The sequence below is a fragment of the Legionella micdadei genome (assembly GCF_000953635.1).
Taxonomy (GTDB): Bacteria; Pseudomonadota; Gammaproteobacteria; order Legionellales; family Legionellaceae; genus Tatlockia; species Tatlockia micdadei.
In genome coordinates this window covers 777,117-796,967 of record NZ_LN614830.1, presented here as the reverse complement: position 1 = coordinate 796,967, position 19,851 = coordinate 777,117, and the positions used below count along the sequence as shown (strand labels likewise).

The following is a 19,851-nucleotide window of genomic DNA, read 5'->3' as shown; positions in this document are numbered from 1 at the left end:
CATTTTTGTTGTTTTTATTCCCTTACCCTGATAGAGCAGAGAATTATTGCTGAGAGCAATTTTGCACTACGCAATTTTTTGCATAAGTTGAACCTTTAGAGCAAGCAGCCATAGCACTAGCAAGTGCACTTGCCCGATCATTACCTGTGCCAGTAAAAGTCAATTGTTTAGCATCAGACACTGAGCACATCCATGCCGCATTTGCAGCCCCAACACTGATTACACATAACACTGCAACAGATAACAGAGTTTTAATCGCTTTCATGACCAATCTCCTTATAAGTTCATAAAGTATTAGGTTTATTTTCCAAGCAAATCAAGTTCCATTCTTAAAAGTTGGTGTTTAAATATCAACAGTAAAAGGGTAGAAGAGAAGTTCTCGCTTTGTCAAATCGAAACTATAACTTTTAGGGGAAATGCTCAGTCCCATTGCATTAAGTTATGAAAATCCGAGCCGCGATCGTGAGGGCGGATAGGAAGTAGTGCTCTTATATCTGCTTGCTCACGCGCGCGGCTCGGATTAAAGTCTTAACATAATGTCAAGAGCTGTAGAAAGCTGGCTGCGACAAATTTAATCAAGCAAACCCAGCTCTTTAACCGCATCGCGTTCTTGACGAAGCTCATTTAAGGTTTCATTGAATTTTGCTTGGCTATACTCATTGAATTTCAAATTTTCCACTACGTGCACGTCGTTGTGTTCGTGACGGCAAGGGAAAGAGAAAATTAAGCCTTCATCTACTCCATACTCTCCTTGAGAGCTGCGGCAAACTGAGAAAGACTCCATTGGAGGTGTATCGTTAGTTAAGCAACCAACACCATGGATGATGGCATTCGCAGCAGAAGCAGCTGATGAAGCGCCACGTGCTTTAATGATAGCAGCCCCTCGTTGTTGTATTGTTGAAACGAATGTGTTTTTCAACCAATCTTCATCATCAATAACTGTCGCTGCTGAAAACCCATTGATTTTTGCATTGTAAAAATCAGGGTATTGTGTAGAAGAATGATTACCCCAAATCGTCATTTGGCTTACACGCGTAACATCAACACCAGCTTTTTTTGCAAGCTGAGCACGTGCACGCAGCTCATCCAAAGTAGTCATTGCATAAAAACGATCATCAGGTACATCCCTTGCATGATGTTTAGCAATTAGGCAGTTTGTGTTGCAAGGATTTCCTACTACAAAAACGCGAACATCTTGAGCCGCATAGTCATTAATGGCTTTTCCTTGTTTAGTAAAGATTCCGCCATTGATTTGCAGTAAATCAGAACGCTCCATACCTTGTTTACGAGGTACTGAACCAACTAATAAAGCCCAGTTTACGCCATCCATTGCATGTTTTAGCTCAGAGGTGCAAACAACATTTTTCAATAATGGAAAAGCACAATCCTCTAACTCCATAGCTACACCCTCAAGAGCTGGTAAAGCTTGCTCCAACTCAAGCAGGTGCAATTCAACCTCTGTATGCGGACCAAACATTTGTCCTGAGGCAATTCTGAATAACAAAGCATATCCAATTTGTCCCGCAGCACCTGTGACAGCGATTCTAAGTCGTTTATTCATCGTTCACTTCCCCTTTTCTAACCATTGTTTTACCAGTAAAAGCGCAGCAATACTGCGCGCTTCAGAAAAATCAGGACGTACCAAAAGCTCTTGATAAGCACTTAAAGGCCATTCAATGACTTCGGGAGGCTCAGGTTCATCTCCTGGAAGAGGCGAAGGAAATAAATCCCTCGCAATGACTAAATCAATCTTCGCACCAAAATAAGCAGGTGCCAAAGTCATCGTTTTCACCCAGTCAAATTTTTTAGCTGCAAAGCCAACTTCTTCGCGCAATTCACGATTAGCTGCCTCAAATAAAGATTCTCCCCTTTCAATTAACCCTTTAGGAAAGCCTAATTCGTAAGTATCCGTTCCAGCCGCATATTCACGCGCCAGAAGTAGCGATTCGCCCGCTGTTAGTGCAACAATTAACACCGCCCCGTGACCATGGCTACGAATTCGCTCAAAACAACGCTGGGCACCATTGGCAAAACGAAGTTTCATTTCTTCGACTGTAAATAATCTTGACTTGGCGATTACTGTTTTATTGGTGCAAATTGGTTTTTCGCGCATCCTGGTAATTACCTTTCCAAATAAGCGGGCTAAGCTTCTCGGTAGTCCAAAACAAACTATGATACTATTGCACTTCTGAACAAGCCAGTATGATTTAAATAATGTTACCAACCTCTTTGTATATTCATATTCCTTGGTGCATTCGTAAATGCCCCTACTGTGACTTTAATTCTCATAAAAGTCCTGATATTTTACCTGAAAAAGAGTATATTGCCGCTTTAATCGCTGATTTTAAAGCAGATTTAGCCCGTTTTCCTGCACGCGAAATTCATACTATTTTTATTGGTGGGGGAACACCTAGCTTATTATCTGCAGAAGCCTATGCCCTTTTATTCACTCAACTGCAAAAATTAGTCAACTTTGCTAAAGACATTGAAATTACCCTAGAGGCTAACCCAGGAACTGTTGAACAGCAGCGCTTTAGTGACTATCGTCAACTAGGGATCAATCGTCTCTCTTTAGGGATTCAGAGCTTTAACCCTCTGCATTTAAAGGCGTTAGGACGTATTCATGATGATAAACAAGCACATAAAGCGATTGAAGCTGCCCGTAATGCTGGTTTTACCAATCTCAATATTGACCTCATGCATGGCTTGCCCGGGCAATCAGCCGGCCAAGGGCTTGATGATTTGAATATGGCTCTGGCTCATGAACCAGAGCATCTATCCTGGTATCAATTAACAATAGAACCGAATACCATTTTCTACAAGAAAACCCCGCTTCTACCTAGTGAAGACGAAGTTTGTCAGCTAGAAGAGCAAGGACTTAACCTTTTGGCAGCACACGGTTATCAACGCTATGAAATCTCTGCCTTTTGTAAAACTGAAAAATTTGCCCGCCATAACTTAAATTATTGGCTCTTTGGCGATTATTATGGTGTTGGTGCTGGCGCACACGGCAAAATTACTGAAGCAGGACAAGTTTTCCGACTAAAAAAACATCGTCAGCCGAATGAGTATCTACACCCAGAAAAATCCTATCTTGCGGCCGAGGAGCAAGTGGGTGCGGATTCATTGCTCTTTGAATTCATGCTGAATACAAGCCGCTTAGAACAAGCAATTCCTATGTCCCTATTCACTGAAAGGACCGAGCTGCCACTCAGTGTTTTAAAGCCATTCCTAATAAAAGCTGCAGAAATTGGCCTGATCACCATGGATGATCATTTTTGGCAAGTCACTTCTTTTGGTAGGCGCTATACTAATAATTTACAAGCGATGTTTTTGCCCGATTAATTCGCTTCACATCCAACTCGGTTTGCTTAATAATAGATTTAAATTCAGAACTCACAACAGGGTTAAAAGATCAAATTAAGATCTTTCCTGTAGTAGGAGACATACAATGGCAGCCCTGGTGTTTATTTTTTTTGTAGTACTTGGTTATGTATTTGGCTCAGTTTGCTCCGCAGTAATAGTAAGCCAAGTTTTTTCTCTTCCCGATCCACGTATTTCTGGCTCACGAAATCCAGGTGCTACCAATGTTCTGCGTTTAGCAGGTAAAAAATACGCAGCGATGGTGTTAGTTGCTGACATACTCAAAGGACTCCTCCCAGTTCTGCTGGCCAAAGCGTTTGATGTGAGCCCAATTACAGTCAGCTTCACCTGCTTAGCGACCGTTCTTGGGCATATGTATCCCGCTTTTTTTGGTTTTCATGGAGGCAAGGGGGTCGCCACAGCAATTGGCGCCCTACTAGGTCTACACTTTATTCTAGGCGTTATGGTGATTGCAACTTGGTTATTGGTTGCCAACTTTACCCGGTACTCATCACTTGCATCAATCGTTTCCATGGTACTTGCCCCCTTATACGCACTTCTTACAATAGGACGACTCGATATTTTCCCACCTCTCTTTTTTATCGCTTTATTCATTCTTTATAAACACCGCAATAATATCACCCGTCTAATTGATGGCGAGGAGCCTAAAATTCAGTTTAATCGCAGCTCGTTAAACGAAGAGATCGATGCCACACTCACAGAAGCAATTCGGGAGAGTCAAATTGAACAAGAGGAAGACCCCTCTCTATTAATACCAGATGAAGCGGAAGAAAAAATATCCCCAATAATCAAAGAGAAGCAAACATCAACTGAACCAAAAGATAACTTATCGCCTGTAATCGAAACCGGAGAAAAACCTTCGCCTAGAACTCCAACGAAGAAGAAAAAGCAGTGAAATCCGTAGGATTTTCAGCCTCCCATCCAACAAGGAAGTTGAGGCCACTCACTACTTACTCTTGAGGGGAGCAAGATACTATAAACTGTGTTCGGTCAAAGGCCAGCGCGCTTTAACTTCAACCGCGGTACTTAGATCCTTTTTACCTTGCAACAAATGAAGGCAACCTGCGAAAGCGACCATCGCGCCATTATCTGTACAGTATTCTGGGCGAGGAAAATATACCTCTCCGCCCAGCTCTTCCATTAAAGCCCTCAATGACACACGTAAACTGCGATTAGCCCCAACCCCACCTGCCACTACTAATCTTCGACAAGCGGTTTGATTCAACGCACGTTTGCACTTAATTAATAGCGTGTCTACTACTGCTTGCTGAAAGGCTTTTGCAATTGCTGCTCTGGCTTCATCATCCTTGGCACTGCTATTCCATGTAGTTAGTGCGTGGGTTTTAAGGCCACTGAAGCTGAAATCTAAGCCAGGTCTATCCGTCATTGGTCGAGGAAAAGCAGGAAAGACTTCGGTTCCTAGAAGGCAGTTATCCGCTAATTTCGCGAGAACCGCTCCGCCTGGATAAGCTAATCCCATTAATTTTGCTGTCTTATCAAAAGCCTCTCCTACTGCATCATCTAAAGTATCACCAAGCAATTGATAATCCCCTAGGCCATGCACCTCAATAAGTTGTGTATGTCCTCCTGAAACCAATAGTGCCAAAAAAGGGAAATCAAGCTGCGGTGAATCGAGTTTTGCAGCCAATAAATGTGCTTCTAAATGGTGAATTGCCAATGCAGGCTTATTCAGTCCTAATGCTAAACTCTTCGCAAAACAAGCTCCCGTTAAAAGGGCACCAACTAAACCTGGACCAGCCGTATAAGCGATAGCATCAAGAGCAGATTTCAGAACACCCGCTTGCCTAAGAACAGTATCCACTAAAGGTACTAAATATTTAACATGATCCCGTGAAGCTAGCTCAGGTACCACACCACCATAGCGTTGGTGTATCAGTACTTGTGAGTGAAGTGCATGGGCCAATAATCCTTTTTCTGAATCGTAAATTGCTACTCCAGTTTCATCACAAGAAGATTCAATCCCCAAAACTCGCATCAATACCCCAAATAAATCATCTTTACCAATTATATAAAGATAAACTACCCACAATCCAGGGCGTGTTGATAATTAACTTATCGAAATAAACTTGACGACTGTTACAACTAGCACTAGAATTGCCAACCTATTGTATTCAATTAAATCAGAGGAAATAATTAATGCCTACCGTTCGTGTGAAAGAGGGAGAAAATCCCGAATACGCACTACGCCGTTTCAAGCGTTCCTGTGAAAAAGCAGGGATTCTAACTGAATTACGTCGTCGCGAGTTTTACGAAAAACCTACTGCTGAGCGTAAACGCAAACAAGCTGCTGCCGTAAAACGTCATCTTAAAAAGATTTCCCGTGACACAACGGCTTCGCGTCGCAATGTCAAACACCGACGTAAGTAATCATGACTATTAAAGACTGTATTAGTAACGATCTCAAAGATGCTATGCGTGCCAGGGACAAAAAAAAGCTGGACACACTCCGTCTTGTTACTGCTGCTGTCAAACAGGTCGAAGTCGATGAACGAATTGTTGTCGACGATGAGCGCATGTTAATCATTTTGGACAAGCTTGCCAAGCAACGCAAAGAGTCCATCGCTCAATTCCAAACGGCTGGGCGTGATGACCTCGTTGCCCAAGAGCAATATGAACTTGAGATCATCAGCCATTATTTGCCTGAGCCCTTGTCAGATCAAGAAATTGAGGCACTTATTGCCAAAGCCCTGGCCGATACAGGCGCCACCAAGATGAGTGATATGGGCAAAGTCATGACGCAATTGAAGCCTCAAGTGCAGGGTCGAGCTGACATGAGCAAAGTCAGCCAATTAATTAAGGCTAAGTTGAGTTAATACCTCTCATGTCTGGCTTAATTCCGCGGCCATTCATCGATGAACTACTTAGCCGAATTGATCTTGTCGAGCTAATTGACAGTTATGTCCCCCTCAAAAAACAAGGCACAAGCTACGTTGCTTGCTGCCCTTTCCATAGCGAAAAAACCCCTTCATTTAACGTGGTGGCTAAAAAGCAGTTTTATCACTGCTTTGGTTGTGGTGTAAGTGGCAATGCCATTAGCTTTATGATGAGCTACCTCAATCAAGGTTTTACTGATGCAGTAGAAACTTTAGCCTCACGTATAGGAATGAAAGTTCCGCGCGAAGGAAACAGTGAAAAACACCAAGAGGCCTTAAGCTTATATCAGCTGCTCACACAAGTGAGCCAATTCTATCAGCAAAGCCTTAGAACTAAGGGCGAAATAGCGATTAACTATTTACGTGGGCGCGGTTTAAGTGGCGAAATAGCAAAATTATACCAACTAGGTTATGCTCCAGCAGGCTGGCAAACCCTCGAGTCTCAATTTAAAAAGAATAAAAACGAACTTATTGCCACAGGGATGCTCATTAAAAAAGAGGATGGCAAAACGTATGACCGTTATCGCCATCGCATTATGTTTCCTATTCATGACCGCCACGGCCGCATTATTGGTTTTGGTGGACGAGTCATTGATCCGCAGCAAAAGCCTAAATATTTAAATTCACCAGAAACAACCATTTTCCAAAAAAGTCGAGAACTTTATGGCTTACATCAAGTCCTTCAGCAACAACAGATTATCGATAATATCCTTATCGTTGAAGGCTACATGGATGTTATTGCCTTAGCACAACATGGTATTAGAAACGCGGTTGCCACATTAGGAACAGCAACAAGCAGCTACCATATCCAGCTCCTCGCCAAACACACTAAGCAACTTATTTTCTGTTTTGATGGCGATGAGGCAGGTCGACAAGCTGCCTGGAGAGCTTTGGAGAGTTGTTTGCCTGAGTTGAATACAGGTCTTGATGTGAATTTTATCTTTCTTCCAGAAGAACATGACCCTGACAGCCTTGTGAGAGAAGAAGGTGGGGAAAAATTTCGAGAACGTTTAAAAAAAGCAACCCCTTTAAATCGCTTTTTCTTAGATACTATCGCTAGAGGAATTGATATTTTTACCGTAACTGGGAAAAGCCAATTAATCAATGCCGCTAGGCCTTATATGTTAAAAATGATGGAAGGACCCTACAAGCAATTGTTACTCAATGAACTCTCTCGCATGACCCACATTGAGAATTACCGCATTGCACAAATACTCAGCGACAAGCCTCAACAAAAGATACAGGAATCAAGCAAAAAAATTGCGAATTCCCCTATTCGGCTGGCAATCGCTTTGCTGATACAAAATCCTGAAATCTATAATGCCTGCAAAGCCCAGGTCAATGCTGGCGTACTTGATGGTAAGGAGCAAGAGGTGTTGAGAAAACTTTTACACCAAATTGAAAACTCACCAAACGCTAACACAGCAACACTTATCGAGGCTTGGCGCGACACCCCCTATTTTGAAGCGCTTGGAAAATTAGCGAGCTGGGACCATCATGAACCAGAAGAAGAATTAATCAAAAAATTTACGGATATAATTATATTTTTGCAAAAACAAAATTTAGAAAATAAAATTAAATTATATCTTGCAAAATCGCGAAATCAGGGCTTAACTGATTCTGAAAGATTAATGTTACAAGAGATGATGAAACAGAGGCATCAAATTGAATGATAAAATTTAACCCATAATATGCTGGCAAGTTTACGATAGCGGGTTTATAATCAAACCCTTTTTTGTTGCTTTTATTCACTCACCTGATAAGTGCCTATGAACATGAATGACCAAGAACAGCAGCGCTCGCAAATCACCAAAGTCATTAGCTTGGGTAAAGAGCAAAATTACCTAACTTATGCCCAGATTAACGACCTGCTCCCCAATATCGTTGATACTGAACATTTTGATGTCATCATCAGCATGTTAGAGGGGATGAATATTAAAGTATTCGAAACGCCTCCAAGTGATGACGAATTAGCGCTTTTGGGTACCACTGAAGAAGCGCCTGAAGATGTCGAAGAAGCTGCAGCTGTCCTCGCGTCCGTGGACAAAGAAACTGGCCGTACAACTGACCCAGTACGTATGTATATGCGTGAAATGGGCACAGTCGAGCTCCTGACCCGCGATGGTGAAATACGTATTGCCAAACGTATCGAGGAAGGCATTTACCAGGTCCTAAAATCACTTGCTCACTACCCAGAAACGGTAGAGCTCGTGCTGCAAGATTACGACCGTGTTGCGACAGAGGAAATGCGTCTAAGCGAAATTATCAGTGGCTTTGCTGATATTGAAGAAGAAGCACCTGCAGCGAATATTGGCTCTATGCTCGACGAATCACAGCAAGAAGAGATCATTGAAGAGGAAGAGATAATCGCTGTTGACGAAGATGAAGATGGCGAGGGCGGAGGAATTGTTGAAACCGACGACGGCCCAAATCCAGAACAAGCTAAAATCTATTTTGATGAATTGCGAGAGAACTATCACCACGCGATGAAATCGCTGAAGGAGCATGGGCGAACCAACAGCAAAACTGTTGAGTTATTAGACACTATGTCTGAATCCTTCTTAAAACTTAAATTGACTTCACGACAAGTCGATCGACTTACCCGTCACTTCCGTCAATTACGAAACCACATACGCGAATTTGAGCGAAGTGTTATGCGGCTTTGCATCGAGAAAGCGCGCGTTCCACGCAAGCTCTTCATCGATACTTTCCCAGGTCAAGAAACCGATATTAAATGGCTAGATGATTTGATCCGTAATCATGGTAAAAAACTTGAAATGCAACGTATCGAAGAGTATCGTGATGAAATTCTGCGCCTACAAAGCAAGCTTGCAGCCTTCGAAGAAGAATACGGCTTGACCATCAGCGAAATTAAAGACATTAACCGTAAGATGTCCATTGGTGAAGCAAAAGCGAGACGCGCCAAAAAAGAGATGGTGGAAGCAAATTTACGTTTGGTAATTTCTATTGCCAAAAAATACACCAACCGCGGCTTGCAATTCCTCGATTTAATCCAAGAAGGTAACATTGGTTTAATGAAAGCGGTAGATAAATTCGAATACCGCCGTGGATACAAATTCTCAACCTATGCTACTTGGTGGATTCGGCAAGCAATCACCCGTTCTATTGCCGACCAAGCCCGTACGATTCGTATTCCGGTACACATGATTGAGACCATTAATAAACTCAATCGTATTTCACGCCAAATTCTACAGGAAACAGGCCGCGAAGCCACACCTGAAGAATTAGCTGAAAAAATGGAGTTAAGCGAGGATAAGATTCGTAAAGTATTAAAAATTGCGAAAGAACCTATCTCCATGGAAACACCCGTAGGCGATGACGACGACTCACATTTAGGTGATTTTATCGAAGATAACAACATTGAATCACCCATTGATTGCGCAACCGCTGAAGGCTTACGTGAAGCAACACTAGAGATTCTAGAAACACTGACCCCAAGAGAAGCAAAGGTACTGCGCATGCGCTTTGGTATCGAAATGAATACCGATCATACGCTAGAAGAAGTGGGTAAACAGTTCGACGTAACTCGCGAACGGATCCGCCAAATCGAAGCCAAAGCCTTACGCAAACTACGCCACCCTTCTCGTTCAGAGAAACTGCGTAGCTTCCTTGAAGGTGACGAAACCTAATAAGTAATTATGATAAGGACAAATTAACTTGTCCTTATCATAAAAAAACGGTGGAAATAAACGCTTTTAGCCATTACAATGGCAACTCCCCGGGCCCATAGCTCAGTTGGTTAGAGCAGCGGACTCATAATCCGTTGGTCCTAGGTTCAAGTCCTAGTGGGCCCACCAATTAAAGTCATATAAATCAACAAGTTACACTTGATACCTTAAACTCCTAGAAACCCACTTCGGGACTTCTTCGGGAGCTGTGTGCAAAATCTAAAGCGAAATTGCACTTACACCACCATTTACTACCTTCCTGGTTTTAAAATTTGTGTTCCGCAATAAAGTCAAAACCACCCCACTCTTTTGCTTCTCACAAACTCTATTGGCTGCCTCAAATAGGTTTTGTAACTCAGCCGATGAATAGTGCGTGGTGATCCGTCCAGAACGATGTCCTAACAAATCCTGTCTGTCTTCAAAACTTACCCCAGCAGCTCGTAACCGACGGCCAAAGGTATGTTTGGGTCTTTCCCAATTACGGGGGCACTAATCGTTAGCAACAGAGCACCCTAACACGCGTTCTATAATTTTCAAAGTTTTTAAACCCATAAGCTCTACGCTGAATGAGTTTCATTTTTCGATGAAAGCCTTCGGTTATCCCGTTGTTCTTAGTGAATCGGAGCATTCTTGCGACTTCATCTTTCCATCTAAATAAGGTATTTCCTAAGGTTTTCAAAGGTTGAAAAGGACTGTGTCTAAGTTCGTTTATCATTTCTAAGAAACGGGGTAATAAGCGTTTGCACTCTTTAGCGGTGCAATGCTTTTTAGTGAGTAATTGATGTAGTTCTTGCTTAAAATCATAAATGGCAGCAATGGCCGGCTGTTGTTCAAGATAGTGATTACGAAGAGAGAGCCTCTTAGTTGTTAAGTTTTCCGGGTTGGTTTTAAGCGCTGCTAATAAACCTCGCTGATACTTGATGGTTGGGTCAATTTGATGAAAGGTTTGTAAGGTGAGCTGATTAATAAGTCTTATAACATGGAATCTGTCAGCCACGATTTGCGCGTTAGGAAAGTGCTGTTTCACCAGTGCTCGGTAACTCGTGCTTAAATCAATACAAACGACTTTCACCCGCTCTTTACCCTCCAAGTTTTTAAAATAGTCTTTTAAATCAGCTGAAGAACGACCTTTAACAATATCAAATACTTTATGTTTTCTAAGGTCGCAAAGTGTAGTTGCATATCGTTGTTTACGGCTAAAGGAATGTTCATCTATTCCAAGAACAGCTGGACAAGGTGCATTCTTTAGTTCTCGTTCTTGTTCTCGATAGTGCTGCTGATACCAGCGCTCAATGGTTGCTTTGCCTTTGCTATATTGCTTAGCAAGGTCTTTTTGCGATATGCCACGGGTATGGTCATGGAAAACAGCTGCCTGCAAACGCCAAGTTGAACGTTGATACTTATTAATCCCAGGAAACTGTTGATTCCCATAACGCTTACAGCTATTGCAATACAGCTTATAAGCCTTAAAGTGTAACTCGCTTCGTCGGTGGCCAATTAATTCATGCGCCACCCGTCGCATATACGACGCTTTTTTACGAACCTCTTTGCTAGCGCAATGGCCACAACGCGCTTTGCGATTATAAGATAACTCCAAAATTAAGGGTTGATAACCACTTACTTTTTTGATGGTAAATCCAGGTAAATTTAGGATAAGATCATTCTTCGGCACTTTAATCTCCTTTTGACCGTCAAATCAAAGGGTTAGTCTATACTAACTCGATTAAAGTGCCCCCGTTTTTGAGAAAGAGCCGTATGTTTTAAATCATGCACTCGCACATGTGGTAATTCTGCTTTAACTCTGGCATTTCGCCAACCCGTTGATAAAATCCGAGCTAACGGCCTGCCTTTAAAGCTGAACACATGTGTTGGATGCTTTCCACGCTCTCCATTCACAGCTGATCTGGCTGTATCATTACAAACGACCAGTCGTTCCTCACCATTTTTGACCAACTCAGCTGGTATGATAAACACCATAATATGCGGCATTTCAGGAATTTTAATTTCCCATTCCCAACGCAGCTCACATATCTCTTGATCCCGACAACCCGTATTAACGGCAAATAAAGCCATCTTTTCCAAGTGTGGCGGTAACTCATCAAAGAGTCGATGTTGCTCATCCCAATTCAGTGGATAAGGCTTACGCAAATCATGCTCCGGTAAGAGCTTAATTTTAGGCGCATTAGCCAACCAGGTTAAGCCAAACTCATCCATCCATTCGCTTGCTGCCAGATTCAGAATTCGCCGTACCACCTTCAAACCATGATTAATGGTTCTCGTTGATACACCATCCTTTCTTCTGCCTTCAATGAAGGGTTGCAACGAACCTATATGGATAGATTCCAACGACAAATCACCAATGTACTTTACCACTTCGCGCAAACGCCCCGCATCGTCATCAATGCTGCGTTTATGCTGATTCTCCATTAGAAATTTGGTCGCGGCTTCCATAAAACTTCGCTTTGGCCTGACACCATATACCGTTGCTTGGCGAATTTCATCAATTCGTCTTGCTAGATATTTCTCGGCTTCTTCGAGGTCGCCTGTACCAGTGCTTTCGCAAAGTCTGTATCCAAAGATTTTTTTGTCAATTTGCCAGTGACTACCTTTTTTGTAGATCCCTGGTATTCGTTTTCGTCCCATAATTCCAAACTCCTACGCTTGGATGCCGCGGGTCGATCACTACACTGTATATAATCGTCTACCCACGCGTCTAAATCAAGTCGATCAAAAGCCACGCCCTGTGTACCAATAACAATTTCTCGTATACTAGGCCGTACTTCTTCATTAAAACGATGTCGATCCATACCAACATATGCTGGTGCGTCTCTGAGACGTATTAATCTTGGTAATATGTTAAATCTGCTCATCATTTCATCCTGAATCAAAATGTTCGTCTGATGTTGTGATTAATCCATTCCTCAATCACGTCCTTATGCCATACCAAAGTTGTACCGTGTAACTTCACGGGTTTAGGAAAACGTCCATCCGTCCACCAGCGACGTAATGTCAAACGATCTTTGCCAATGATGGCTACAACATCATTAATAAACAAAACTTGTTGTGTAAATAATTCATTCACAGGTTGCATTATTGATTCTCCAAATCCTTCTGTTACTTAAGAAGCACACGTGCTTTCCATTCACCCTTGAGTTCCATATCAGTTACCGTGGTAAACAATTTCAATAAATTGATTTCAACCTTACTTTCTTTTGGTAACCGACCATATTGGTGGATCAATTGCAAATGAGCTACTGACGAGTTGGATAAGTTGGCAATTCGTTGTAGAGAATAGTTGGTGGAATCCAGTAAATACTGAATGATCCCTTTATAGATGGCGATCTTTTGATCATGAAACATGCGACATACTCCTGTAAAACATGTGTACTAAAGTCCAATTCGCGCCAAATTAACATTTAGTATCATTTGACGAAACTTATATTAAAACGATATTAATTTTATTATCAATATGTGTTTGTAAGAAATTTAATTTAATATACGATATGATATTGAATGATACCGTTTTATATGATAATTTTTTTACGACATTCGATTACAAGGATAATTTTATGAGTAAGGGACTCTATCAATCGTTTGCTAACCGCTTGATTAGCACACTCAAAGATAAAGGATATACTGCCTCACGTTCTCCAAATGGGATATGTATTAAAACCCTAGCTGAGTTTACTGGTGCGTCCGAGCAGATCTGTCGCCGTTATATACGAGGGGATGCTTTACCCGACTATGAAAAAGTCAAACAGCTGGCTTTACATCTTACGGTAAGCCCTGGCTGGCTGCTTTTTGGCGAAGACGATCATGTGGTATCTAAAGAAAATGAAGTTGATGAAAAATTGCTTCATTACATCTTAAAACACAGTCACCACTTATATCCCGTATCTCATGGGAGTAATGACGATTACGCCGATTTTGTGTTAGGATTGATCAAAGAAGTCAAAGCAATTGACACTTCGGAGAATAATTTACTAAAAATCATTGACTTGGCTCTTGGTTCAATTTCTTCCTATGAAGAAAAGAGAAAAAAGCATAGTCATGCAGTTTAAAAAGTTTGTAGATAAGGATGTAACAGCTGTGGAAGTAACGCTTCACCCCAAAGCCAAGGAATTTCTCTTTGAACACTTTGTCACAATGCGCAAGGTGTTCTCCGATGTACTAGGGCAAGTAGAAACTGACTACATTTCGATTGCTCTTATTAACCAAACAGGACAAATATTTTTCCTGTCCTCTAAACCATCCATCGAACAGAATTTAATTGAGAAACACCTCTGGCTGTTCGACGGCTGCTATCAATCCAGTTTTTATAGCCAGGATAAACCTAAACTATGGAGCGAACTTCCTCATACGGGGTATACAGAGTTAATAAAACAATATAAGCAAATAGAACCAGGACTCATTACCGGCATTGCTATACCGGCTGAATACGATTCTTATAAAGTTATTTTCTCTTTCGGATTAAAACGGATAAATCCATACATTCAGAATAAAACATCAATCCATTGCGAGAAATTACTGGCCATGGGGAAATACGCGTTAAGACAAATTCAAGACTATTTAACCTTTCCTGACAAACTGCCATACACGATAACCAAACCAAAACTGAAATTAATCATTAACAATCAGGTGACCTATGAACACACTCCTGGATAAGGACGATCCCATTTTAAGACAAACCGCTGAGCCAATCGCTGAATCAGAATTTGGTAGCAGCTGGTTAAAAGAGTTGATTAAGGCCATGTTCGGCATTATGGCTGACAAGGGCGCTGTGGGTGTCGCAGCTCCCCAAATTGGGATCAGCAAACGAGTTATTGTATTTAGTACTGAATATACCAAACGAAGAAAACCTGAATACCCCATTCCTGATACAGCTTTAATTAATCCGTCCTTAAAGATCCTTTCCAAGGAAATTCAAATTGGCCATGAAGGCTGCCTTAATTGCGGCGAAATAATGGGTGAGGTTCCAAGAGCCATGGAGATTGAATATTCCGGCTTTGATATAGATGGAAATAGAATTACCAAAAAAGCTTCTGGCTTAGAAGCGCGTATCCTTCAGCATGAAATTGATCACCTGGATGGATTTTTATTTTTAGACCGAGTGGAAGATCAAGACTCACTAACCACCTTATCGGCAATGCAAAGTAAAGGATAATCGCATGAAGCATCAAACCCGAATCATACTGGCAGGTACATTAGGTAATTTAATTGAATCGTTTGACATGGCCATTTGTGGCCTACTCTCAGTCTATATTGCAAAATACCTAATTGGTGATGCTTCAAAGGGTTTATTTTTAGTCTTTTTGACTTTCTTTGCTGGATACCTAGCCAGACCTATTGGGGCTATGATAATGGGTTTACTATCTGATATTTATGGTAGAAAAATTATCCTGGCAGGCTCAATACTATCTATGGGTGTATCAACCACATTTATTGGCTTCATCCCTCCTCACAGTACTATTGGTATTTTTTCAGTTATTACTTTATTAGTACTGAGAATTATCCAAAGCTTTTCTTGCGGAGCAGAATATCTGAATTCATCAGCTTACCTGGTTGAAAATGCTGAAGCATCAAAAAAAGGCTATTCGGGCAGCTGGGCTTCTTTTGGAGCCATGTCAGGGATGCTGATAGCTTCACTGGTAGCATTGATAGTTACTTACTTTACCAATCACTATCCTGAACACGATTGGCTAATCTGGCGTGTGCCCTTTGTTCTTGCACTACTAGGTTCTTCCATTGGCTTATATATTCGTTTATGTATCCCTGAAAGCATGGAATATATCATGTACTATGCAGACAGACCAAAGCCTAAATTTAAGGGCCTACTTTCAGAATCAATAAACTATATCAAAGACAATAAAATCCAATCCATCTATGTATTTGTTTTAAGTTGCTTAGGAGTAACAACGACTTTCCAAATTTATATTTATGGTCCTATGCAGGCCCATTTATATGGCCATTTTCAGGATTATGAAATTATCCTATCAAATATACTTTCATTAATTGTCTTACTAGCTGTATTTCCTTTGGTTGGAAAACTATCCGATAAAATTAATCGAGAAAAAATTGTAATTTTCGCCAGTATAGGATTTTTGATTCTATCTCAACCATTTTTTTATGTTTTGTCACATCATGACATTTATGAACTCTTACTAGGACAATCATTGATTGCGATTCCAGCTGGAACTTATTATGCAACCGTTCCTGTGATGTTGGCTGAGATGTTCCCAATTAAATTACGATGTACTGTATTGTCAATTTTGTATTCTACAGCGGCTAGTTTGTCTGCTGGGTTGGCACCACTGATTTCATTGATTCTGGTAAAAAAGACAGGAATAGCATCTTCTCCATCATGGTTAGTATTTATTTTAGTTTTTTCTGCAATATCCTGTATAAGTTTGAAATTTGGTATAAATAAAAGAAATAGACTTCTAGCTCAAAGTTAATAATAACAATCTATATGAAATAGTTTATTGAGTTAATCGCGATAACCTTTATTAATGACAGTATTAATTATTTTTAATCATCTTAGTTAAGTCGTTGATAAATTCAGACATAGGACGAACATATTTTGACAATATAGAATGTTGGCTATGCCTAAGTAGAGTTGGATCATCATCTGGAAGATAAAAAACATGTCCATACCCTCCCAGCAAAGATAACTTATCATCCGATAAATCTTTCGAGTATGTAATTACATGAAGGAAACAGGCAATTTTATATCGTCCCATATTTGACGAATCAGCACTACTAACCTGTTTCCAACGTTCTCTTAAAGTTCTTTTACAAGATATCCCTATATAAAACTTCCTTTCAGTCCGTAACCATGTGTCCACCTCAATATCAGCTTGAAAATGAGATGGTGCTGGGCATGAAACAAATCCAAAATGATTGAGTATTAAACTTGTAACATCTTCAAGGCTGCGCCCACCTCGGCCTTTTCTTTTTTGGCCAAGGCGTCTTTCCATTTCTTGCACATATGCTGTTAATGTTAAATCAATCCCATTGTCATCAATACTATTTACAGATTGTAGGTCTCTTTTAATCAACTGAAAAACATTAACAACTTGAGTACGTTCCGCTTCTAAACATCCCCTAACTCCTAAATCGTCCCAAGAATTAATGAGTATTTTCAGGCCGTTGGCCCCTTGCGTTTCAAGAATTGATCTACCAAATTCTTGAGTATATTCTTTGTCATCTGATGGCACTGCTTCTAAGGCAATGTTAGATAAAGCAACTATTTTTATGCATGTGTATGCAAAAACATACGCGTCTATTTTTGAAAAAATATGCTTTTCTATATCACTCACAAAATTTTCAATACTCGCAATAACTTTAGTTCCTTCTTTTCTACCTAAAAGAAAACTCTTTTTTATATACGACAAAATAATTGGCACAAGTACCGTATCTGGCTCAGTATAATTTGAATTTATTATTGTGATAATTTCTGTTCCAATCTGCGATATTCTTTTTGTATCTCGACCTATACCCGCATACTTATCAGAATTAAGCAACATCCGAGCAAACCAATATGTATTGCTCCATGGATTCTGTATTAATTTCGTATTTAATAATGCAATATCATGCACCTGATCAGACTGTTTCATAATTCTCTTTACAATATTTATTTATATGGACACTATCTTTGTTTTGTTTCAAATGTTGTAAAATTCTATTCTCTGCCATTTTACAATAAGATTCCGACAACTCTATACCTATGTAATTCCAACCTTGATTTATTGCTGAAATTGCAGTGGTTCCAGAGCCAACGAAAGGATCTAACACAATATTCCCCAAACAGGAAGAGATAATACGGTCAATCAATGCAACAGGAAATGGAGCAGGATGATTATTTTTAAGTTCTTGTCCTATATCCCAAACATCGCCATAAGCATTTGCTTTAGAGGCTAATTTAAATTTTTTCTTTGCAATTAGATAAATTACTTCATAAGTAGGTAAAAAATATCCTGGATTGAAGTTAATACCCCCTTTTCTTCGCCATATAATAATTTGTCTCACAGGAAAACCTGTTAAAATATCTTGCCTATCCTGAAGCAATCCATTCTGAACACGCCATTTATGGTTGTAAAATATAGCTCCAGTGTCTTTTACAACTCTAAGCATTTCAATTAAACATTCCCTTTGCCATTTAACATACTCATCGTGGGGCATACAATCATTATGTTGTTCATAACCATTCAATAAAGCAGCTTTGGACCATTTTCCACCTCGTCCATCTTTCATTCCATTTCCAGAAGAATTTTTTAAATTATATGGTGGTGATGTGACTATTATATCGATACTTTCATCAGGGATTTTCTGCATGATCTGAATAGCATCACCATTAATTATTTTGTTTAAAAAATAATCTGATGCTAAAATGTCACTGTTTATGTTCTTTTTTGACATAGAAATTTAGGTCCTTTAACCTTGCCTTATGTTTAGGCTTTTCTTAAATTTATTGTTAGACCCTTTTAGAGGAGAAGCATGTTACATAATTTTGCATAGAACATTTTATTATAAAACGAAACTAAATATCTATATAACCTAAGATATAAATAATTTTACCAGCTCCACAAACTCTCCTCTTGGATCATCTGTCAAGCAAAGGAGCCAAGAAGCAGCAACTTGTAATTCTTTTGATAAAACTCTCGCTTCCTCCGGCCCAGGGCTCCTAGTTCCCTGCTCCCAATTTCCAATCCTAGCAGCCCCTAATCCTGTCCTCTCAGCCAAGACCTTAATTGTCAACCCATTTGCCTTTCTAGCCTGTGTAATCCTACTGCCAATAATTTTTTTCATGTTCATTTAGGTTCATTTGCTATCAAACGGAAATACCCCATTGACTCTAAAAAGCGCCTATTTACAATGGGTTATCAACAACACATTTCGTGTTATTGATTGATACTAATTGAAATCATTTGATAGTGCAAGTGCTGTTTTTAGCGGTGCTTATTAAGGATGAAATAGCGAAATGGGATTTTTGTTTGTTAATACCGATGAATTATCAGCACTGATGGGATTGCCTTATATTCAGCAATCCGCCTATTTGCTGGGGATTCGTCCGTATATGGATCGCAATACCTTTCTGGTAGGGGTTAAGCGCAAAATCAGCTACCAACAGCTTGCTGAAGCCCTTTACGTTGAACCCCACCAAGGTTTTGAATATTCAGGTAGTCCTAGCCGTCCGCAATTACGCCGTATCATCTATGCGCTTGAACGCGCTGGGTTAGTGGAGATCAAATCTATTGGTAAACAACTCATTTTAAAATGCTTATTAGCCAATTCGGATTTGTCTGCTCAAAATAAACCCATCACAAACCCGACACATCAACCCGACACAAACCAGAACGATAAAAATAATATTAAATCATCAAGTTACGATGAGAAATATCAAAAACCCAACACAGCACAAAACAAAAAACCCGACACACCTCATAACTCCAAAGATCTTTTTATTTTTTTACAGCAGCAATTTGAAAAATTTTGGTCTCTTTATCCTTTAAAACAAGACCGAACTAAAGCCTGGCGTGAATTTGCTTGCTTAAAACCTGATGCACAGTTGGTTGAACAAATACTAACTGCCCTGCAAGCCCAAATTAACAATCGTGAAGAAATGGAGTTCATCGGAGAGTGGCTACCAAACTGGAAATACCCAGCTACCTGGCTTTCACGTAAATGTTGGAACGATGAATTACTAACCTTAAAAACCCAAGAGGAGCAGCAGAATGAAGCCAATCAAGCGCGTTCTCGAAAAAAATCAGCAACAGATATCATTACTGAATCCTGCAAAGATGCAACCTTCGATTTCGACTTTGATGAACCATCAGCCCCAGGAAGCAACGTCCTCTCATTCGACAACGCCAGAGTACGATAAG

General features: G+C 40.3%; 22 protein-coding genes, 1 tRNA gene and 1 pseudogene. 12 read left to right on the top strand and 12 right to left on the bottom strand.

The features are described from left to right. Positions 1-43: 43 nt before the first annotated feature. The 3 genes from LMI_RS03645 to nudE form a co-directional block, all read right to left on the bottom strand. Positions 44-265 carry a hypothetical protein gene (locus LMI_RS03645; RefSeq protein ID WP_045098577.1) on the bottom strand — a complete coding sequence of 74 codons (222 nt, stop codon included), beginning with the start codon at positions 263-265 and terminating at the stop codon, positions 44-46. Positions 266-571: 306 nt separating this feature from the next. Beyond that, positions 572-1,561, bottom strand: coding sequence for a malate dehydrogenase (locus tag LMI_RS03640; RefSeq protein WP_045098576.1), 990 nt, complete (start codon positions 1,559-1,561; stop codon positions 572-574). Between the two features lie 3 nt (positions 1,562-1,564). Further along, positions 1,565-2,113 (bottom strand): ADP compounds hydrolase NudE, encoded by a 549-nt coding sequence (gene nudE, locus LMI_RS03635; RefSeq protein WP_045098575.1) that lies wholly within the window; start codon positions 2,111-2,113, stop codon positions 1,565-1,567. A gap of 101 nt (positions 2,114-2,214) precedes the next feature. Here nudE and hemW point away from each other — a divergent pair, with 101 nt between their 5' ends. Together hemW and plsY are read left to right on the top strand one after the other, a co-directional pair. Beyond that, positions 2,215-3,345 carry a radical SAM family heme chaperone HemW gene (hemW, locus tag LMI_RS03630; RefSeq protein ID WP_045098574.1) on the top strand — a complete coding sequence of 377 codons (1,131 nt, stop codon included), beginning with the start codon at positions 2,215-2,217 and terminating at the stop codon, positions 3,343-3,345. Between the two features lie 106 nt (positions 3,346-3,451). Next, positions 3,452-4,279, top strand: a complete 828-nt coding sequence (plsY, locus tag LMI_RS03625; protein WP_045098573.1) for a glycerol-3-phosphate 1-O-acyltransferase PlsY — start codon at positions 3,452-3,454, stop codon at positions 4,277-4,279. Positions 4,280-4,357: 78 nt separating this feature from the next. Here the strand turns inward: plsY and tsaD are convergent, their stop codons facing one another. Continuing rightward, entirely contained in the window at positions 4,358-5,380 is a 1,023-nt protein-coding gene (gene tsaD, locus LMI_RS03620; RefSeq protein WP_045098572.1) for a tRNA (adenosine(37)-N6)-threonylcarbamoyltransferase complex transferase subunit TsaD, read from the bottom strand. 161 nt (positions 5,381-5,541) lie between these two features. On the opposite strand from tsaD, the gene rpsU reads away from it, so the two are divergent. The 5 genes from rpsU to LMI_RS03595 all read left to right on the top strand — a co-directional run bounded on the left by rpsU (position 5,542) and on the right by LMI_RS03595 (position 10,096). After that, entirely contained in the window at positions 5,542-5,772 is a 231-nt protein-coding gene (rpsU, locus tag LMI_RS03615; RefSeq protein WP_045098571.1) for a 30S ribosomal protein S21, read from the top strand. Between the two features lie 2 nt (positions 5,773-5,774). Next, entirely contained in the window at positions 5,775-6,218 is a 444-nt protein-coding gene (locus LMI_RS03610) for a GatB/YqeY domain-containing protein (protein ID WP_045098570.1), read from the top strand. Positions 6,219-6,226: 8 nt separating this feature from the next. Beyond that, positions 6,227-7,951 carry a DNA primase gene (gene dnaG / locus LMI_RS03605; protein ID WP_045098569.1) on the top strand — a complete coding sequence of 575 codons (1,725 nt, stop codon included), beginning with the start codon at positions 6,227-6,229 and terminating at the stop codon, positions 7,949-7,951. Between the two features lie 96 nt (positions 7,952-8,047). Further along, complete coding sequence (gene rpoD / locus LMI_RS03600; protein ID WP_045098568.1) at positions 8,048-9,928, top strand: RNA polymerase sigma factor RpoD; 1,881 nt, start codon at positions 8,048-8,050, stop codon at positions 9,926-9,928. Between the two features lie 91 nt (positions 9,929-10,019). Next, a tRNA-Ile gene (locus LMI_RS03595) sits at positions 10,020-10,096 on the top strand. Positions 10,097-10,186: 90 nt separating this feature from the next. Here LMI_RS03595 and LMI_RS15580 read toward each other — a convergent pair. The 5 genes and pseudogenes from LMI_RS15580 to LMI_RS03570 form a co-directional block, all read right to left on the bottom strand. Next, positions 10,187-10,432 (bottom strand): annotated as a pseudogene (locus LMI_RS15580) (site-specific integrase); the annotation flags it as partial. Between the two features lie 31 nt (positions 10,433-10,463). Beyond that, the gene (locus LMI_RS03590) at positions 10,464-11,639 is read right to left on the bottom strand and encodes an ISL3 family transposase (RefSeq protein ID WP_045098007.1); all 1,176 of its coding nucleotides are present in this window, start codon (positions 11,637-11,639) and stop codon (positions 10,464-10,466) included. A gap of 32 nt (positions 11,640-11,671) precedes the next feature. Continuing rightward, positions 11,672-12,610, bottom strand: a complete 939-nt coding sequence (locus LMI_RS03585) for a site-specific integrase (protein WP_143001049.1) — start codon at positions 12,608-12,610, stop codon at positions 11,672-11,674. A 241-nt stretch (positions 12,611-12,851) separates the two neighbouring features. Further along, the gene (locus LMI_RS03575; protein ID WP_028384343.1) at positions 12,852-13,058 is read right to left on the bottom strand and encodes a helix-turn-helix transcriptional regulator; all 207 of its coding nucleotides are present in this window, start codon (positions 13,056-13,058) and stop codon (positions 12,852-12,854) included. 23 nt (positions 13,059-13,081) lie between these two features. Next, positions 13,082-13,327: a hypothetical protein gene (locus LMI_RS03570; RefSeq protein ID WP_045098566.1), complete on the bottom strand. Its 246-nt coding sequence runs from the start codon at positions 13,325-13,327 to the stop codon at positions 13,082-13,084. 209 nt (positions 13,328-13,536) lie between these two features. Here LMI_RS03570 and LMI_RS03565 point away from each other — a divergent pair, with 209 nt between their 5' ends. From LMI_RS03565 to LMI_RS03550, 4 genes are read left to right on the top strand one after another with little or no spacing between them, the layout of a single operon-like run. Beyond that, entirely contained in the window at positions 13,537-14,028 is a 492-nt protein-coding gene (locus tag LMI_RS03565; RefSeq protein ID WP_045098565.1) for a helix-turn-helix domain-containing protein, read from the top strand. Continuing rightward, entirely contained in the window at positions 14,018-14,632 is a 615-nt protein-coding gene (locus LMI_RS03560; protein WP_045098564.1) for a hypothetical protein, read from the top strand. Before LMI_RS03565 ends, LMI_RS03560 begins: the two co-directional genes overlap by 11 nt. Beyond that, the gene (def, locus tag LMI_RS03555) at positions 14,613-15,131 is read left to right on the top strand and encodes a peptide deformylase (protein ID WP_028384347.1); all 519 of its coding nucleotides are present in this window, start codon (positions 14,613-14,615) and stop codon (positions 15,129-15,131) included. The genes LMI_RS03560 and def overlap by 20 nt, the downstream gene beginning before the upstream one ends. A gap of 4 nt (positions 15,132-15,135) precedes the next feature. Next, positions 15,136-16,422: an MFS transporter gene (locus LMI_RS03550; protein ID WP_045098563.1), complete on the top strand. Its 1,287-nt coding sequence runs from the start codon at positions 15,136-15,138 to the stop codon at positions 16,420-16,422. Between the two features lie 63 nt (positions 16,423-16,485). Here LMI_RS03550 and LMI_RS03545 read toward each other — a convergent pair whose 3' ends face one another. From LMI_RS03545 to LMI_RS03535, 3 genes are all read right to left on the bottom strand, one after another. Next, the gene (locus LMI_RS03545) at positions 16,486-17,583 is read right to left on the bottom strand and encodes a PDDEXK family nuclease (protein ID WP_045098562.1); all 1,098 of its coding nucleotides are present in this window, start codon (positions 17,581-17,583) and stop codon (positions 16,486-16,488) included. Beyond that, entirely contained in the window at positions 17,570-18,385 is an 816-nt protein-coding gene (locus LMI_RS03540; RefSeq protein ID WP_045098561.1) for a DNA-methyltransferase, read from the bottom strand. Before LMI_RS03540 ends, LMI_RS03545 begins: the two co-directional genes overlap by 14 nt. A 138-nt stretch (positions 18,386-18,523) precedes the next feature. Further along, positions 18,524-18,781 carry a helix-turn-helix domain-containing protein gene (locus tag LMI_RS03535; protein ID WP_045098560.1) on the bottom strand — a complete coding sequence of 86 codons (258 nt, stop codon included), beginning with the start codon at positions 18,779-18,781 and terminating at the stop codon, positions 18,524-18,526. A 166-nt stretch (positions 18,782-18,947) separates the two neighbouring features. Here LMI_RS03535 and LMI_RS03530 point away from each other — a divergent pair, with 166 nt between their 5' ends. After that, on the top strand, positions 18,948-19,850 hold the full coding sequence (locus tag LMI_RS03530; protein ID WP_045098559.1) for an LvrA C-terminal domain-related protein: 903 nt from the start codon (positions 18,948-18,950) through the stop codon (positions 19,848-19,850). Position 19,851 lies beyond the last annotated feature (1 nt).

Bases quoted from the DNA above. Each gene is read 5' to 3' on its own strand.
- LMI_RS03645 (WP_045098577.1), bottom strand. From the start codon at position 265: ATGAAAGCGATTAAAACTCTGTTATCTGTTGCAGTGTTATGTGTAATC.
- LMI_RS03640 (WP_045098576.1), bottom strand. From the start codon at position 1,561: ATGAATAAACGACTTAGAATCGCTGTCACAGGTGCTGCGGGACAAATT.
- nudE (WP_045098575.1), bottom strand. From the start codon at position 2,113: ATGCGCGAAAAACCAATTTGCACCAATAAAACAGTAATCGCCAAGTCA.
- hemW (WP_045098574.1), top strand. From the start codon at position 2,215: ATGTTACCAACCTCTTTGTATATTCATATTCCTTGGTGCATTCGTAAA.
- plsY (WP_045098573.1), top strand. From the start codon at position 3,452: ATGGCAGCCCTGGTGTTTATTTTTTTTGTAGTACTTGGTTATGTATTT.
- tsaD (WP_045098572.1), bottom strand. From the start codon at position 5,380: ATGCGAGTTTTGGGGATTGAATCTTCTTGTGATGAAACTGGAGTAGCA.
- rpsU (WP_045098571.1), top strand. From the start codon at position 5,542: ATGCCTACCGTTCGTGTGAAAGAGGGAGAAAATCCCGAATACGCACTA.
- LMI_RS03610 (WP_045098570.1), top strand. From the start codon at position 5,775: ATGACTATTAAAGACTGTATTAGTAACGATCTCAAAGATGCTATGCGT.
- dnaG (WP_045098569.1), top strand. From the start codon at position 6,227: ATGTCTGGCTTAATTCCGCGGCCATTCATCGATGAACTACTTAGCCGA.
- rpoD (WP_045098568.1), top strand. From the start codon at position 8,048: ATGAACATGAATGACCAAGAACAGCAGCGCTCGCAAATCACCAAAGTC.
- LMI_RS03585 (WP_143001049.1), bottom strand. From the start codon at position 12,610: ATGGGACGAAAACGAATACCAGGGATCTACAAAAAAGGTAGTCACTGG.
- LMI_RS03575 (WP_028384343.1), bottom strand. From the start codon at position 13,058: ATGCAACCTGTGAATGAATTATTTACACAACAAGTTTTGTTTATTAAT.
- LMI_RS03570 (WP_045098566.1), bottom strand. From the start codon at position 13,327: ATGTTTCATGATCAAAAGATCGCCATCTATAAAGGGATCATTCAGTAT.
- LMI_RS03565 (WP_045098565.1), top strand. From the start codon at position 13,537: ATGAGTAAGGGACTCTATCAATCGTTTGCTAACCGCTTGATTAGCACA.
- LMI_RS03560 (WP_045098564.1), top strand. From the start codon at position 14,018: ATGCAGTTTAAAAAGTTTGTAGATAAGGATGTAACAGCTGTGGAAGTA.
- def (WP_028384347.1), top strand. From the start codon at position 14,613: ATGAACACACTCCTGGATAAGGACGATCCCATTTTAAGACAAACCGCT.
- LMI_RS03550 (WP_045098563.1), top strand. From the start codon at position 15,136: ATGAAGCATCAAACCCGAATCATACTGGCAGGTACATTAGGTAATTTA.
- LMI_RS03545 (WP_045098562.1), bottom strand. From the start codon at position 17,583: ATGAAACAGTCTGATCAGGTGCATGATATTGCATTATTAAATACGAAA.
- LMI_RS03540 (WP_045098561.1), bottom strand. From the start codon at position 18,385: ATGTCAAAAAAGAACATAAACAGTGACATTTTAGCATCAGATTATTTT.
- LMI_RS03535 (WP_045098560.1), bottom strand. From the start codon at position 18,781: ATGAACATGAAAAAAATTATTGGCAGTAGGATTACACAGGCTAGAAAG.
- LMI_RS03530 (WP_045098559.1), top strand. From the start codon at position 18,948: ATGGGATTTTTGTTTGTTAATACCGATGAATTATCAGCACTGATGGGA.